Source organism: Vibrio sp. 779(2023), assembly GCF_033344285.1.
In the GTDB taxonomy this organism is placed as follows: Bacteria; Pseudomonadota; Gammaproteobacteria; order Enterobacterales; family Vibrionaceae; genus Vibrio; species Vibrio alginolyticus.
In genome coordinates, this window is the sequence record NZ_JAWPOM010000018.1 from 1 (window position 1) to 14,850 (window position 14,850).

16 protein-coding genes are annotated in these 14,850 nt (G+C 45.1%); 4 read left to right on the plus strand and 12 right to left on the minus strand.

Annotated features, from left to right (window positions below; translation table 11 throughout):
* Positions 1–272: 272 nt before the first annotated feature.
* The 4 genes from dinG to rsmS are packed head-to-tail and all read left to right on the plus strand — an operon-like array spanning position 273 to position 3,854.
* Positions 273–2,348, plus strand: a complete 2,076-nt coding sequence (dinG, locus tag R8O70_RS18785; RefSeq protein WP_085569615.1) for an ATP-dependent DNA helicase DinG — start codon at positions 273–275, stop codon at positions 2,346–2,348.
* Positions 2,349–2,362: 14 nt separating this feature from the next.
* The gene (locus R8O70_RS18790; RefSeq protein ID WP_005387866.1) at positions 2,363–3,148 is read left to right on the plus strand and encodes a sulfite exporter TauE/SafE family protein; all 786 of its coding nucleotides are present in this window, start codon (positions 2,363–2,365) and stop codon (positions 3,146–3,148) included.
* On the plus strand, positions 3,145–3,690 hold the full coding sequence (locus R8O70_RS18795) for a primosomal replication protein (protein ID WP_318184302.1): 546 nt from the start codon (positions 3,145–3,147) through the stop codon (positions 3,688–3,690). Before R8O70_RS18790 ends, R8O70_RS18795 begins: the two co-directional genes overlap by 4 nt.
* Positions 3,690–3,854: a pleiotropic regulatory protein RsmS gene (rsmS, locus tag R8O70_RS18800; protein ID WP_005378432.1), complete on the plus strand. Its 165-nt coding sequence runs from the start codon at positions 3,690–3,692 to the stop codon at positions 3,852–3,854. Before R8O70_RS18795 ends, rsmS begins: the two co-directional genes overlap by 1 nt.
* 936 nt (positions 3,855–4,790) lie before the next feature.
* Here the strand turns inward: rsmS and R8O70_RS18805 are convergent.
* Genes R8O70_RS18805 through R8O70_RS18860 form a run of 12 tightly spaced genes read right to left on the minus strand, consistent with a single transcriptional unit; the run spans position 4,791 to position 14,848 of the window.
* Positions 4,791–4,988: a hypothetical protein gene (locus tag R8O70_RS18805; protein ID WP_318184303.1), complete on the minus strand. Its 198-nt coding sequence runs from the start codon at positions 4,986–4,988 to the stop codon at positions 4,791–4,793.
* A gap of 1 nt (position 4,989) precedes the next feature.
* Positions 4,990–5,685 carry a hypothetical protein gene (locus tag R8O70_RS18810; protein ID WP_318184304.1) on the minus strand — a complete coding sequence of 232 codons (696 nt, stop codon included), beginning with the start codon at positions 5,683–5,685 and terminating at the stop codon, positions 4,990–4,992.
* Entirely contained in the window at positions 5,676–6,365 is a 690-nt protein-coding gene (locus R8O70_RS18815; protein WP_318184305.1) for a hypothetical protein, read from the minus strand. The genes R8O70_RS18810 and R8O70_RS18815 overlap by 10 nt, the downstream gene beginning before the upstream one ends.
* Positions 6,366–6,374: 9 nt before the next feature.
* Positions 6,375–6,911 (minus strand): adenine glycosylase, encoded by a 537-nt coding sequence (locus R8O70_RS18820; RefSeq protein WP_318184306.1) that lies wholly within the window; start codon positions 6,909–6,911, stop codon positions 6,375–6,377.
* Positions 6,912–6,913: 2 nt separating this feature from the next.
* On the minus strand, positions 6,914–10,075 hold the full coding sequence (locus R8O70_RS18825; RefSeq protein WP_318184307.1) for a phage tail protein: 3,162 nt from the start codon (positions 10,073–10,075) through the stop codon (positions 6,914–6,916).
* An 11-nt stretch (positions 10,076–10,086) separates the two neighbouring features.
* On the minus strand, positions 10,087–10,689 hold the full coding sequence (locus R8O70_RS18830) for a phage tail protein (RefSeq protein ID WP_049879367.1): 603 nt from the start codon (positions 10,687–10,689) through the stop codon (positions 10,087–10,089).
* Entirely contained in the window at positions 10,676–11,863 is a 1,188-nt protein-coding gene (locus tag R8O70_RS18835) for a baseplate J/gp47 family protein (RefSeq protein ID WP_029559261.1), read from the minus strand. The genes R8O70_RS18830 and R8O70_RS18835 overlap by 14 nt, the downstream gene beginning before the upstream one ends.
* Entirely contained in the window at positions 11,863–12,204 is a 342-nt protein-coding gene (locus tag R8O70_RS18840; protein ID WP_029559262.1) for a DUF2590 family protein, read from the minus strand. Before R8O70_RS18840 ends, R8O70_RS18835 begins: the two co-directional genes overlap by 1 nt.
* Positions 12,204–14,090 (minus strand): phage tail tape measure protein, encoded by a 1,887-nt coding sequence (locus R8O70_RS18845; RefSeq protein ID WP_213872586.1) that lies wholly within the window; start codon positions 14,088–14,090, stop codon positions 12,204–12,206. The genes R8O70_RS18840 and R8O70_RS18845 overlap by 1 nt, the downstream gene beginning before the upstream one ends.
* A gap of 25 nt (positions 14,091–14,115) precedes the next feature.
* Entirely contained in the window at positions 14,116–14,283 is a 168-nt protein-coding gene (locus R8O70_RS18850; RefSeq protein ID WP_162564173.1) for a DUF6890 family protein, read from the minus strand.
* Between the two features lie 17 nt (positions 14,284–14,300).
* Entirely contained in the window at positions 14,301–14,564 is a 264-nt protein-coding gene (locus R8O70_RS18855; protein ID WP_213872585.1) for a putative phage tail assembly chaperone, read from the minus strand.
* Entirely contained in the window at positions 14,561–14,848 is a 288-nt protein-coding gene (locus tag R8O70_RS18860) for a hypothetical protein (protein ID WP_029559265.1), read from the minus strand. Before R8O70_RS18860 ends, R8O70_RS18855 begins: the two co-directional genes overlap by 4 nt.
* Positions 14,849–14,850: the final 2 nt, after the last annotated feature.

A 14,850-nucleotide genomic window follows, 5' to 3' on the forward strand; every position in this document is an offset into this window, starting at 1 on the left:
GAGTAGTTTTACAGGCAAAGCCGAAACGGATGATAACCACCTACTGAAGTAGGTGGTTTAGGGCTGAAAACAAAAAAAAGAATAAAAACCCACAAATCAGACCAAGTTGGAGTTTTATATTTTTCATATAATGAAATTAATTTCATTAAGATAAGGTTCAATATTTTTTTGTGAAGGAGATCTACATTCCTTATAAAAGCATTCCGTTTTGTGAACTACTGTACAACTAGTGATGTGTGCTACTATTCGCCTCCAACGCATTTGAGGCCCGTATGCTGACCAGTAACATTCAAAAATCGATTCGTAATAGCTATCAAAACCTTCAAGATCAACTTGATAACTTTGTGCCTAGAAGAGCACAAAACTACCTTGTTGCAGAGATTGCAAAAACGCTGTGCGGTCAGTATCACAAATCTAACCGAATACTCGTTGCAGAAGCAGGGACTGGAATTGGTAAATCGCTCTCCTATCTAATGGCGACCATTCCCGTGGCTGTACATAACAATAGAAAAGTGGTTATCTCAACGGCGACCGTCGCTCTGCAAGAGCAGCTCATAAACAAAGACCTCCCTCTTTTTCGTCGGATTACCGACCGAGAGTTTTCTTTTATTTTGGCAAAAGGCCGTCAACGCTATTGTTGTGCAGAAAAGCTCGCTACTGCTAGCGGTGCTGATGGTGGCCAGTTAGCCATGTTTGAAACCAAACCTAAGCAAAAAGATATAGAGCTGTTAGAAACAATGCATCGCTCTCTTGCGCAAGGTAAATGGGACGGTGACCGTGATTCTTGGCCTAAACCCATCGACGATAAGCTTTGGCAACTGATTGTCAGTGATAAACACAGTTGCAATAACAGTTTACCAGGCCACCGCGGCTGCCCATTCCAAAAAGCGCGCTCAGAGTTGGATAAAAACGATGTCATCATTGCTAACCACTCTCTCGTCATGGCAGACGCAGATTTAGGTGGCGGCGTGATTTTACCTGAGCCAGAAAATACGATATACGTCTTCGACGAGGCACATCACTTACCTCACGTCGCTCGTGACCATGCTTCAGCATCTGCGAGTTTAAAAGGTGCGGCAGCATGGCTTGAGAAGTTAAATCTGTCGATTAGTAAGTTTTCATCACTCGCAGACGAGAAACGCGTAGCTCGATTTCGCAACGACCTTCAAGACGCGGTTCAGAACTTGATACCGGCACTGACTCAATTGCCCAAACAGTTCGACCCAGCTCAATTTGAAGAGGGTATCTACCGCTTCGAACACGGTGAACTACCTGAGTGGCTAGAGAACCAATCCAAAGAACTAAAACAGTTCAGTAAAAAAGCAAATCAGAGCGTGGCAAAAATTGCCGACCTTATTGCGGAAAGAGTAAAAGACGGGGAGCTTGCGACAAGGTTGGCTGAACCAGCGCTTGCAGAGCTCGGTTTCTACATTCAAAGGTTAGAAAACCTAGCGCAAGTATGGCATTTAATGGCTGAACCAACTCGTGAAAAAGGTGCGCCTTTAGCTCGCTGGTTAGAAACCCACCCCGATCGCGAGGGTGATTTCATTGTGAGTGTTTCGCCACTTGAAATTGGATGGCAACTCGACCAACAGATTTGGAGCAGATGTATTGGCGCCATTTTGGTTTCCGCAACGATGCGTGCATTAAACTCTTTCCATTACTTTTGCCATCAGGTTGGTATTGATGGAAAACCAGAATCAGGCACTCAGTTTTTAGCGCTTGCGTCACCATTCGATTACCAAAACCAGGCAGAATTGCTCATCCCTGCGATGAAATATGAACCACCAGCGCCTCAATTTACTGAATATCTTATCGAGATATTGCCTAAGTACTTGGAAGACAAGAAAGCCAACTTAGTATTATTCTCATCCTATTGGCAGATGAACCAAGTCGCGAAGGCACTCTCTTCGGAGTTCATAAAAAAAGGCTGGGCGTTGCAAGTTCAAGGTGAAAGCTCACGTCAAGAAATTCTAAAAAAACATAAAAAGTTAATAGCATCAAATAAAACCAGCGTCTTATTTGGTACTGGCAGTTTCTCTGAGGGGCTAGACTTACCTGGCGAATTACTTGAAAACTTGGTGATTACAAAAATTCCATTTGGCGTTCCAACCTCCCCTGTTGAGCAGGCTCATTCCGAATACATTGAGAAAAAAGGAGGAAACCCGTTTATGCAAATAACTGTACCAGACGCAAGCAAAAAGCTGATCCAGAGCGTAGGTCGCTTACTGCGTAAAGAGAGAGATTCTGGTAGAGTAACGATTCTTGATCGACGCCTAGTCACTAAGCGATACGGACAAGCCTTAATCGACTCACTACCTCCATTTAAACGTAAAATAGAATATTAGAAGAATCACCATTTATGGAAATGATTGAGCCAACCATGCTGTTGGTGTTGGCGCTTGTCGCTTTTGTCGCAGGATTTATTGATGCAGTTGCCGGTGGTGGTGGCATGCTTACCGTACCTGCTCTACTTTCGCTGGGCTTGCCGCCTCATATTGCACTAGGCACCAATAAACTTGCCGCTACCTTTGCTTCTTCTACTGCAGCATTTACGTACTACAAAAAACGTCTATTCAAACCTCAATGCTGGCGGCGTGCATTCGTGGCAACACTCGTCGGAGCGACATTAGGTACGCTATTTGTAGATGCGATTAGTACGGATTGGCTGGAAAAAGGATTGCCGCTTGTTATTTTGGCGGCAGCGTTGTATACCGTTTTTCATAAAACACCCCACTCTGCTCATCAAAGTCCAATACCCGAGCCTTGCCCAAAACTTCATAAAAAACAGTACATGCAAGGCTTATCCATAGGATTCTACGACGGACTCGCAGGGCCTGGAACTGGGGCTTTTTGGACAGTAAGTTCAATGGCCCTGTACCGGCTGAATATCTTGCTCGCCTCTGGCTTAGCAAAAGCAATGAACTTTACCAGTAACTTTACCTCTTTGATCACTTTTGCATTCCTCGGACATATCAACTGGGTGCTAGGCTTAACAATGGGAGTATGTTTAATGGCTGGTGCTTTTGTTGGCGCGCACTCCGCTATTAGATTTGGTTCTAAATTCATTCGTCCTGTATTTGTTACTGTCGTCAGCATACTAGCTATTAAATTGGCTTATGACGCATGGTTTGTAGGTTTGTCATGAACATTTCTCAACTCCAGGAAAATCTAGAACAAATGGCGAAGCAAGCCGCTGTTCTTGACAGTCAAAGAGGCGAACATCATGTTCCGCTTTTTGATGAGCGTTTATTTGGTTGCCGCTCTCGCTTACTTACTCCTTGCGTAAAAGAAGCAAAAGCCACGCTGGATGCGATTGTGCGTGAGCAAAATGAAGGTAAGCTCACCGCTTTGCGTGCTGAGTACCTCACTGAACGGTTAGTGGCGCAAATCGGTGCAATTCAACGCGAGATTTCTACCACTAAAATTCGTAAGAATGAAATCAAACATAGCAGCTATTTCCGCAAGCCTATCAACGTGCTTTATCAGGAACTCGCTCAACACCAAGAGTGGGCAAGACGCTTGCGCGAGATGGTGTTAGAAAAAGAACGTGCTGTCGAAAGCGCTCCGAGTTTTATGCGTGCCGACGCTCAAAAAGTATTACTAGCAACCGAGCAACGTTTAGCGCGTTGTGAAGCAGCACTTCTTAAGCTAGAGAACCAAATTACACATAGGGAAAAACATCAATAATGGCTGATCAACCAACCTCGCCTTTAGATGACGCACCTGAAGAGATCAAACTGGCTGTCGATTTAATCTATTTGCTTGAGAGCAATGAGATAGATCCAGAAGTTGCGCTTAACGCTTTAAAGATCGTGCAAAACGACTTAGAAAACAAATTAAAAGCAAAGTAGCTCAGAGCGTTTCAATCCTTTCACCGAGACTCATTTTCAGTGCTCTTACACAATGATACTATTCATAAAAAAGTACGCCCCCAAAAGGATAAATAATGAAAGTAATCAGCTTTAATATTGCTTTTATATTTTATCCTTTAATTTTCATTAACTTAAGATGAAATTAAATTAATAATGGCGGCAAAATGGCGACACGTTGAAAGTTAATTGCTTGGTTTGTGCTTCGAAGTTAACGAGTTATCCGGTAAAGGGCTTTGCCTCGGACAGATGAACTCTACCAACTCCGCCTGTACTGGTATGTATTTATGAGCCTTAGTTCTTCCCATGCAACCTCCACGAAAACGGGGATTTTTTGCGTTAGTTTTGACTGATTTGCTGTCTTGTTGTCAAATTATACTGTCTAGAAAATTGAAAAACTGTTTTATCTTCAAAAATCGCTTTCATCCCTTATGGAAAAAGGCTCCTGCGCATTTCTTTTTGATCTTCAATTTCAACGACAGATCATTACAAATCATCACAAAATCTATACTAATCCTATATATTTCAACAATTTACAAATAGATAAGAGATCTTTTCAGATCATCTAAATCTCAATTCTCTGAAATTTTTTTCAAATTTTGAAATTTTTTAAAAACACTCTATAAGCGATTCTCAGAGGTCTTTTATTTTCTCGAAGCGCGCTATTGCTAAGGCTTTAGCGTGTACACTGTGCTTTTCTCTGGTGCCTTAATTTCGACATTTAAAAACTGTAAAAAACGCGATCCGAAAACGTCGCAGGTGGGGAGGAGGAGTGCGGATTACGTCACCGAAAGGTTCGTTTACGTGGCTCAGCGTTTCTGGTTGCCACTCAAACGTTCGGTGTTTGGGATTGCGCTCGATGTTCAGACAAAAATAAAAGCGCCCTTTGTGGGCGCTTTGGTGTGGCTAAAACGTTATCTAGATGATTGAGTACTTTCCTTTTGAACTACCGCTTGTTACATCTGCTTTGGCATTCTGTGTGATTTCATCATATACAGCATTGGCAATCGCCTCTGCCATCTTGCCTGCCATCGCGAATTCACCAGTAAGGACGAAGCCTTGTGCTTCCAATTCGCTTTCTAACTTCTGTTTGAGTGACTCTTTACTCATTGCCATGTTACTTACCTGCCTTAACTGTTTTAGATACATCAACATGATTCTTGCCAGAGAACGGGCAAATGGATTGCCCAGTGCAAACACCAGTGCCGCCGTTCATGGTGATGAGATCAGCGACTTCAATGATTTTCTTTGCGGACGTGGACTTTAGGTTTTTGACGACTTCCGTGTGGTTGTTGTTGATTTGAACAATCTGGTCTTCCAATACTTGCACCCGTTTATTCAAGCATTCGATGATTTCGTCTTTGTCGGTCTTACGTTCAAAGTTGCCTGCTTTATCGACTAACTGATAAACACCTTGGCGTTGTTGGTATCGGCTTTCACCCTCTTTGATACCAGGTAACTTGAACCCAAGCGGAAGAACACAACGGATAAAAGGTTTGTCTGGCTGTCCGAACATAAAACCGATTTCTACGATGCTACCGATCGCAGGTGGTTCCAGTCTTCCTGCATACTCACCAACACCTGGTATCGGTAATGGCACCGCTTGGAGTGGTGCTTTGTTCTTGAACTCCACGCCCCTTTCATCCAACAGTTGAACATCCACTGCGTAGTGAGGATAAAAGCGATCAGATATGTCACCCTCTTCTGGCAGCTCTGGTAATGCAACCACCTTTCCCCATCGTGGCAAATGCCATCGTCCGGTTAATTCTGGGAACAAACGAAAAATGATGCGCTGAATCGCTTTTACATCCATGTTAGTTTTACCTCTGTTCCTTGAAAATCAACGCCAACTAAACGGTGACCGTTGACTATCGCACCGGGTCTTAGTTTAGGAATGGCAGGAACTTTCACTGATTTAGACGCTGTTCGGTTGGTCATTAAATTATCAGGGATGTTAACCGGCTTATCAGCCCAATATGAATCTTTCCAACTTCCCACGTAAATCTGACCATTGCCTTGTTGCTGCCAAAACAAGTCATCAATGCTAAAAGCTTGCGCCAATTCATCCATGACACGGTAACCATTACCGTCACTGTAAAAGCAAGGGATTGATGTTTTGCTGTAGGCTGCTTCTGGTACCACGAACTGCAACCCCGTTTTGTTGGTTACATCACTGAGCAGTTGCATCAAGGTTGGGTGCCTTAGCGTGACATCGAGTGGCTTGAAAAGTAATGCCGCTAGTTCGCGGCAAAACAATTCTGACCATCCTTTTTCTGCAGGTTGGACTCTCTCTACATACCCAAGAAAGACACGCGATATGTTGTCACCCCAACCGATATCGACCGCAACGATAGTATTCACTTTCGGTGAACCTTCCACCTTGATGGAGCAACGAGCTGGCGTGTTCACATCAAAAAGAACACGGTGGTCTTTCGTCTTTACCTTTTGACTACCGATATAAGCACGACACGTGAATTTGTTGTTTATCGTCATAAGTCACCTTTAAGACAAAGCATCATCAATTAACTTGAGCACTTTCATTACACCTGTTAACTCAATGCTTGTGTCCGGTGGCACGTCTTCACTCTGTCCAGCTTCAACCGGAGTGGTTACCCCTTGGACTTGCTGCTGTGTTGCAGGCTGGTCTTGTTGACGTTGCTCAACTCGTTCCGGTACCGAAAGATATTCTACCAATTCAAACGCGACGCTCCATTGTCTCAGGCTTTCTTGTTCATCGGCTCGAATAGTGCCTTGAAACTTCACCTCACGAACTTTGAGCGTCGACGCGGTTTTGTTACTAATACGGTAGATTTGGCGGGCGCTTTCTTGCTGCCCACCTGCCATATTGAAAAGGTTGCTCAATATCTCTGGTTTACTGAAAGGGATAATACCACTCACAGCCAACACTTTTCCCTTGTTACCTGTTTCCGCTTGGTCGGTCGCCGAGGACTGACCGGACATATCCTGTCCGGCGAGTTGTTGGCGAACGCTAATGCGCAGGTTCTTTAGTGAGATTTGAATGCCGTTTAGGGTTAGCATACTCAAACTCGATACTCGCGCAATTGAAGGTATTCCAACTCGAACGTGCCTTTAGCTGACGAGCCATTGCTAAAAGATCCCCCACAATACGCAGTGGCTATCTCACCCAGAACATTTTGGTCGGTTATAGTGCCTTCAAACAGTTGTGTTAAATCTGCGGTCAGCAACGTTACGTGAATCTGATATGTATCAAGCAACTGCATTCGTACTATCAGTGTTTTATTTTGGATTTCGGAAATATCTACACCTGTTTCAAATAGGGGGATACTTGGGACACCTTCATTTTCTGGATTAAGATAAGCAAACCTTACAAGTGGTGTTTCCGATATATTTGCATAGAACATAAAGATCCCACCAGAGGAATACATACTGTTCTTATCGTATCCATCAGGGTATATACCGTAGTCGTCACACTTATTCCAACTCAAAACCACACCAGTTCCTGATGGAAAATTTGCTTCAAACCGAAATTCAACTACATCACCGGGTTGACTTAACGAATATGAATTGTATCCCTCAAGTGAAGGAGAAGTGATATTTCTTACAAAGGAATTCGGCGTATTTGAGCTAATAGGCGGATGGACTACACGACCTCTACCGGCGATAACGTCACGCCAATGCGCTCTATCCATATAAGTAAACCCGTAATTATAATGCATCACCGGATAACGATTTTCTTGACGATTAGATATAAAGTCGAACCACCCAACCGTTAGATATGTTTGAACGACGCCGCTAGAGAAAAGATTGCCTGCTGTACTTGGGACATAGATTCGAATGCGATTTAATCCATATTTTAGTTTGCCAACAAAACATGGAAAGTCCGCTCGTCCTGACCCAACATAACCGATACTTTCAGGTGTTGGAGAATTAAAAATCGTTGTTTTATGAAAGTCTTCCGCGGTAAACAGCTGAGATTCTAACACTACGTGTAATAGGTCTTCTCTATTTGCTTCGCCAAAAGCTACAGCGTTACTTTTATATGCACGATAAACTAGAGAATGATCTCGGCATTCATTCCAAACCCAAAGGTCGACAACATTTTTTCCTAGTACCTTCTCAATGTCATTTTGTTGTATTACCCCGTTTTGATATAGTTTATTCGCACCACGCAGTGGCTCTCCTGAGCTTATATCATTGCGACTCAAGGCGTAACGCATCGCAGAATGCACGACGTCAAAGCAATGCCTTTCGTTAACTAGACTTGGAACGTTATCCTGCTCCGCAGTTTTAAACAGAAACTCTGCTTTTTTTAAATGACCAATGTCGTTTAGGTGCAAACCATCGCTTGATGCTTCAGCAAATGCAATCTTGTCTCCATTGTTGTAAATCCAATGCTTAATTGCTTTGTTCACATCAATAAACTCAATACCATACTCGTTTGCAAGCCTTCTCTTTACTTGGTCTACGAGTTCATTTACTTCATTGTTGTTTCCATAGTCGCCAGATGTTGCGGTATTATTGCTTGGAGGGCACGACATCAAAGCAGGTTGAACACCGCGAGCAAAGGCGTCAATAATCAATGCTTGGTTTTCTATATATGTTCTACGCTCAAGTAGCTTAGGGTCGCTCGAAGCATTTGAATCGTTTAAACCAAACATAATCCCGATCCATTCTACATCCGAATACGTTTTGTTTCCGTATACAGCATTGTGAACATTATTAACGGCCCAACCATCTTGAGCTTGCTTACCGCGATATCCCGCATTGTATACACGAATCAACGTATTATTATGAAACTCTCTCAGCATTCTCTGCATTATATTAGGGTAAGCATTCGGTACTTCTCGATCATCATGGTCATACACTAAACCATCAGGCACAGCATTACTTACTAGACGATCAATATTCCACTTGGTTGCCAAATTGATACCGTCAATTGTTGTAATCCTCCCATCGGTGGTTGAATCTCCATAAAATCCAATTGGCGCTTTTAAACCTGCTGCCCACCTTGCCGCTTGACCTTGCAGAGAAGTCAGACGACTAGGCTTAGCAAATGAAACCCCAAGATTCAGTAACTCTCTAATTCTTTGAGGGCCATTTTTATCCGCTTTCCACCCTGCTTGTACTGGAGTAATTGTCTTATTGCGGCGAACCCAAGCCCCACCTTCAGCCTCAAAAACAATCGCATTGTCGGTAGGTATATCTATATCTGAGCTCCAAATCAAAGAACCACCGCCGCCATCGCCTTCCTCGTAGTAGCCTAATAATTCAATTTGTTGTCCATCCACAAGACCGGAGTAAGCTTTGAGGGATATAACATCACTAATCACTCTTGGAAAAGTGCTCGTTGTCCAATTTTTATCTGCTTTACTTTGCTCAGGTCTAAGATCGCTTACAGTCCCATCTTCATGCACTTTCGCAATTTTACACAGGTAGTGTTTAATCTCTTTTCCTGTTGATTTATCGACATAATCATCCTTTTCTTGGGAGGAAATGAAAAACTCGAATGATACGACTTGCTCTCCGGTTGGAGCCCCGCCACGGTATGCATCAATGTATACATATGATGGTTTGCTAGAAACTTGAATATTTCTATCAAATTCCATTGATACTCGAAGCCCTGATACGTACCCAACACCATTTTTGATATTGAATGAACCGCCATTCGGAATGACTTGAAAGGAGCTATCAATAAACCAATCTTTACCATTTTGATCAACGATTGCTTGTGCAGAGTCGACATCCATTTTTTCAAGACGCTTTCTAGAATCGTATTGCCATGTTGATGCATCCACGGTGATATTGGTGATCTCGGCAATGTCCTTGTATTCAAGAACAACCGAACGCACTAGTGTATTACCTGCGACACCTGGTTCATCTGCTGTCTTTGGTGTGAGTGCATGGTGGTCAATGGTCACCAACACGCCATATTCGGAACAGTATGCGCCTGTCCAGTTGAAATCGAACGGACCAACATCACTGGTCAAAGTAGTGCTGTAAATTACCGAGTCTGCAGAAAGGCGACCGCGCTGCTCCACTTGTTCTTGGTGAACGATGTGGTCAGTTGGTACCACATCATCTGGTTGTGGGTACTCTGGACGATTCGGCACATTGGCGAAAATCATCTTGTCGATCACAAGTGCTTTTTCTTCTGCGTTGAGCTGTGCCAACAGTGCTTTACCTGCGGCGGTTAAAATTGACTTATCGGTGCTGTTTGCCATTTTAAAATTCCTTACCCTTTCACTGTGGCTTGGTAATATTCGCAATCAACGTTGAGCACATTTGGAAGCATGCCAACGTTTAGTCGAGTTTTGATGTGTGATGTTGAATACTGCGCTTCTACGTTCTTGCTTCGCGCTGCCAAAGGCATTTCTACATAACTGGTGTATTGATAACGACGGCAGGTTCTGCCGTACTGTCTGATTACTGTATCTAGCAGCTTAGGAACGTTGGTTAAATCGCCGTCTCTGATTTTTAAGCTGATTACATCCCAAGGCACATTGACTAAACGTTCGTCTTGTCCAATATGCGGATAGCCCAACTTGGCGAACATGTCTTCCCAACCTGCAATCGAACCCGCATCACGCGCAAAGCCGTAGGCATGCGCCACACGGATCCGAAATAACTCTTCCGGCTCTTGCCCTAGTCGTTCAATCTCACGTTGCCAAGCAAGGATATTCACCAGTGCCATTGGTGCGGTGAGTGGGTCATGTTGTTGCAGTGGCATTTCGAATGCCGCCTTTACATGTCCCCAATAGTTGCGCATGGCTCGGGCGAACTTTGCCAGCTCGCCTCTACCCATCCAGTAACGCAGCTTTATCTCAGGAATGTTCAATCGACACCTCCAACGTATTAATGCGCGGCACGGTCAGATTGTTGATGATGTCAGCGTTATCAAATTCGAGTGATTCAATCTCTGAGAACTGGGCGTGTAACTCTTGTCCTAAGCGCGAGAAGCTGAATCGAAGCACCGGATTGGTCACCGTTGGCGAGTAGTCCGTGTTTTGTCGGAATGCTGCTCCGATGAATTGCTCCACCTTCACTCGTAACGCTTCGCGGTCTTCCATCGTCAAAGAACGCTGCGGCCAAACTCGGCAACTAATATCGTGAGTGGTTTCTGGCATCGCTAGAACTTGCAGGTCATCACCGTGACCGTGTTGCCCTTCAATGCGAATGTACTCATTCAAATCGGCAAGCATGTCGGATGAAGGCTCACCCGTATCGAGAAGAATTAACGCGTTGGCGGTACCCGGACCACGTGGGGCGTTATGCTCAAAATACACGTTGTCGTCGTTGATGCCTGCGCGACTGGTAAGTAGCGAACGGTAAGCCGCGTCAATATGCCATCGTGCAACCGCGCTCCATTGGTTGCGAACACGTAAACGCAGTTCATCATTGCTTTCTTTATCTGAACCCGCCTCGTTCAACCATTCTGCAGGGTTGGTCACCGCACCAATGCCCGGTATCGCCGTTGGCAAAATGTGGTAATAACCTTCGCCTAGGTTGTAGCCTGCGCCTTCGTTTTCGGCTTCTACCTCTGCCATTACCATGGTTTCGTTTTCTGGCATCGTGGTATCAGCAAGCACTTTCACACGGTAGATGGTGCCGTTAATTGGTTCGGTCTGAATCCAAGTATCTTTCGGAATAACCAGAGCAGGGCCTTTCGACGCTGAACGCTGAAACGCGATCATGCCTTTGGCTTTTGTCGCGCCTTTTCGAGTGAGTTTGCACTGCCATGCCAACAGGTCGAGCCATTGGTCAACCGCCGTTGCGACAAACATGTTTGGTAGAACATAGCCAACCAACAGAGTGTTAATCAGCCACAGAGTCACGCTAACCACTGTTGATTCTATGAGGCGCCAGAAAGGAGAGAACGGCGAGTCGTTAGAAATGATGCATTCTTCTTTGTTCATCTCTTCCTTGAGCACCTTCTTCCAACCGGCTTGATCGGTTGGAATACCGGATTGCTTTACCAGTTCGGAATAATCTGGTTTTGGAATATCAGTCATTAACGCTCTCCGTTGTTCACTATTTCAAATTGCATGTCACCAAAATCAATGGTGGTTGCGAACACGTAAATCGTGCCTTCGGTTGGTTCTTCCAAACGCACGGTACCTGGTACCAGTCGAACGTCCTCTTCAACGAGCAACTCCAACTTGGTGCGAATATCTGCTTTCTTTGATGGGCTTCGCTCAGCGATTAAATCCACCGCTAAGTTGCTCTCAATGATGGCGTGTTTGATGTCTTGGGCGATCACCGCTCGGTCTTGAATCAAAATAGGGTTTCGACCTGCATCGAGCACCACGTCACCGTTCTCAATCAAAATATCTTGGTACTTGTATTCCGCCATTAGCCTGCCGCCATCTCTAATTCAGTCGCCATGTCTTGTGGGCTACTCATGTAAGTTGGATAAATCGACACACCGCCGTAGTTGGTTGAGCTCGTCTGATAATTGGCGATGTTCTTCGCCGCGCCACCTGGTTGAACTTGAAGACGTGGCGAAGCGTTATTCATTGAGGACGATTTCACTTGTAGGTCTTCGTCACTGCCAAGACCCGGTATCCAATCAACAAGCCCTTTTACCGACTCCCAAATACCCGCAAGGCTTTCAGTAATCCAATTGAACACACCTGCAAACATGTCTTTCATTGAGTTCGCCATGTCACCGATGAAGGCAAAACCGCTCGTGTCGGTAAAACCGCTCATTACCCATTGCCAACCAGCTTTCAGGAACTGGAATAGGGTTTGGAATGGCAGCATGATAAGAGCAAGCGCACTTTCGATGATTTGGAACCATGTTGTGTCGCCGAACGATGCTTTTAGATCATCCCAGTAGTAAATCAAGGCGCCCACTGCGGCGATGGCTGCGACAACGGCACCAACCACTAAACCGATTGGGTTCGCCATCATTGCGATGTTTGCTGCCAACATTGCCACTTTGAACGCTTTCAAAATACTGTTCACACCCGCGACCGCCAAACCGTAACCTTTAGTGACTATCGCGTAAGATGCCATCGCCTGCCTTGCTATGCCTACAGCCATAGTCACCAAACCATTGATAGCTACAAAGCTAAGCAGCATCAATCCTGCGTAACCGATCATCTTGGTGATATTCGGGAACAATTGAGTCCACTCAATCACAACGGAAGCACCATCAGCTAAAGCGCCAACGATGGGAAGTAATGCAGGTAGCAGCGCAGCACCAAAGGCAGCACGAACAGAGAATAAACCTTGCTCAAGTCGTTCCCATTGGTCTGTCATTGCTCCCGCCATTTGCTCAGCGACATCAAGTCCTTTCACCTGACCTAGTGCGTCGATAGAAGTCGCTAGACCATCCGTGTTTTGGATCAGCAATTGAATCATTGCCGTGGCTTCTTGCGTCCCAAAGGCTTTACTCAGCTCTGCGGCTTCCGCAACAGATACCGTGTCACCATATCTTCCTTTGATTTGCTCCAAGATATCGACGATAGGAAGTAGCTGTCCTTGCGAGTCAGTAAAAGACATATTCAGCGTATCTTGCGCTTTTGCAGCACCGGCTAAGAAAGCCCGATATTTAGTACCCGCCTCACTGCCACTCATTGTGGATTGAAGCGCACCTAGAATCGCCATTTGTTCAGTCATACCAACACCAACCGAAGTTGCCGCCGCACCTACTGAGGTAAAGGCGGCAGACATTTGGTCACCTGTTGTCTTAAACATTTGAACGGCTTTAGCGGTTTGCCCACCGAGCATATTTACCCAGTCAGCCTTACCCATTTGATTGGCAGTATTTTGGAAAATGCCGTACATGGTTCCAACGTAGTTGGTAATCGTTGCGGTGTCGGCTTTAGTCGCTGCTGCAAGCACACCAGACGCTTTGGTAAACTCAGATAGCTCATTGCCAGCTAATCCTGCGATCGCAGACTGAATATCATAGGAAGCCGAAACGAACTCGACTGCTGACTTGCCATATTCGGTTGCAAATTCCATCGCAGTAGTTGAGAGCATTTTTAGCTGCTCATCAGCCACACCGAGTGATTTCACCTCACCGAGTGCGCGGTCCATTTCAATGGCTGGCATCAATGCACTTTGTAGGGCAAAACCTGCACCTGCTACCCCTGCCGCACCTGCAACCATGGTATGAGTGCCATCACGATACGTGTTAGCCACATCGGTCAAGTTGCGTTGAATGTTGCCCAGAGGTTTAGAAATCTGGTCAACAAGTCCAACGGTGAATCTGAGTGCTTCTGGTAACATTGATGTTTCCTTTTGCCCAATAAAGCTAACCGCTAAATGCTCTTGCTACGCCATTTGCTGTGGCGACTTGCATGTTTTTCCAATACTGCTGTTCTAACCAAATCGCCCTTGCTAGGTTCTCTTCGCTGTCTGTCTCGCTTGGCAACCACTTGCGTCGCCAAGCAAGCATTTGTTCGAGCTCGTTGGAATCCATAGCCCGAACAAGGGCGTCTATTTTTTTACTTTAATTTGCAGCTTCGGCGTGTATTCCTTCAGAACTTCCCCAACGATTTGAAGTGCTGCACCTGGGTTACCTTTGGTTAGGTTACGGAAGGCATCTTTGCTTTCGTCCGTTACCGTATTCATCAGGAAGTTGTGAGCAGAGTTAACGATTTCGCCTTTAGCAACTTCACTCATGTAGTCGCTGTATTCCGCTTCTGTTGGTGCAAAGTGAAGTTCTAGATCATCACCGATGGTTAAAACGATTGTTTTCATGCTGCTTCTCGCTCTTTCTTATCTAACTTGGCTTCTAGGCGGTCGAATCGACCGTCCATAGATTCTTTAATGTCGTCTACGGCTTCGCGTAGTTCGTGCTTTGTGGCGTACTTTTCTGCGACATCGCCACGCAGTCGCTCAGTGGCTAGCTCATTGGCATGGATACGACGGTCATGGTCTTGTGAGGTGCTTTGCCCTTTATCCGTTCTGCCGAAAACCACATTGATGATGGCGATAAACAATGCAACGGTTGCCACAATCGCCGATACCCATGATGAATCCATTG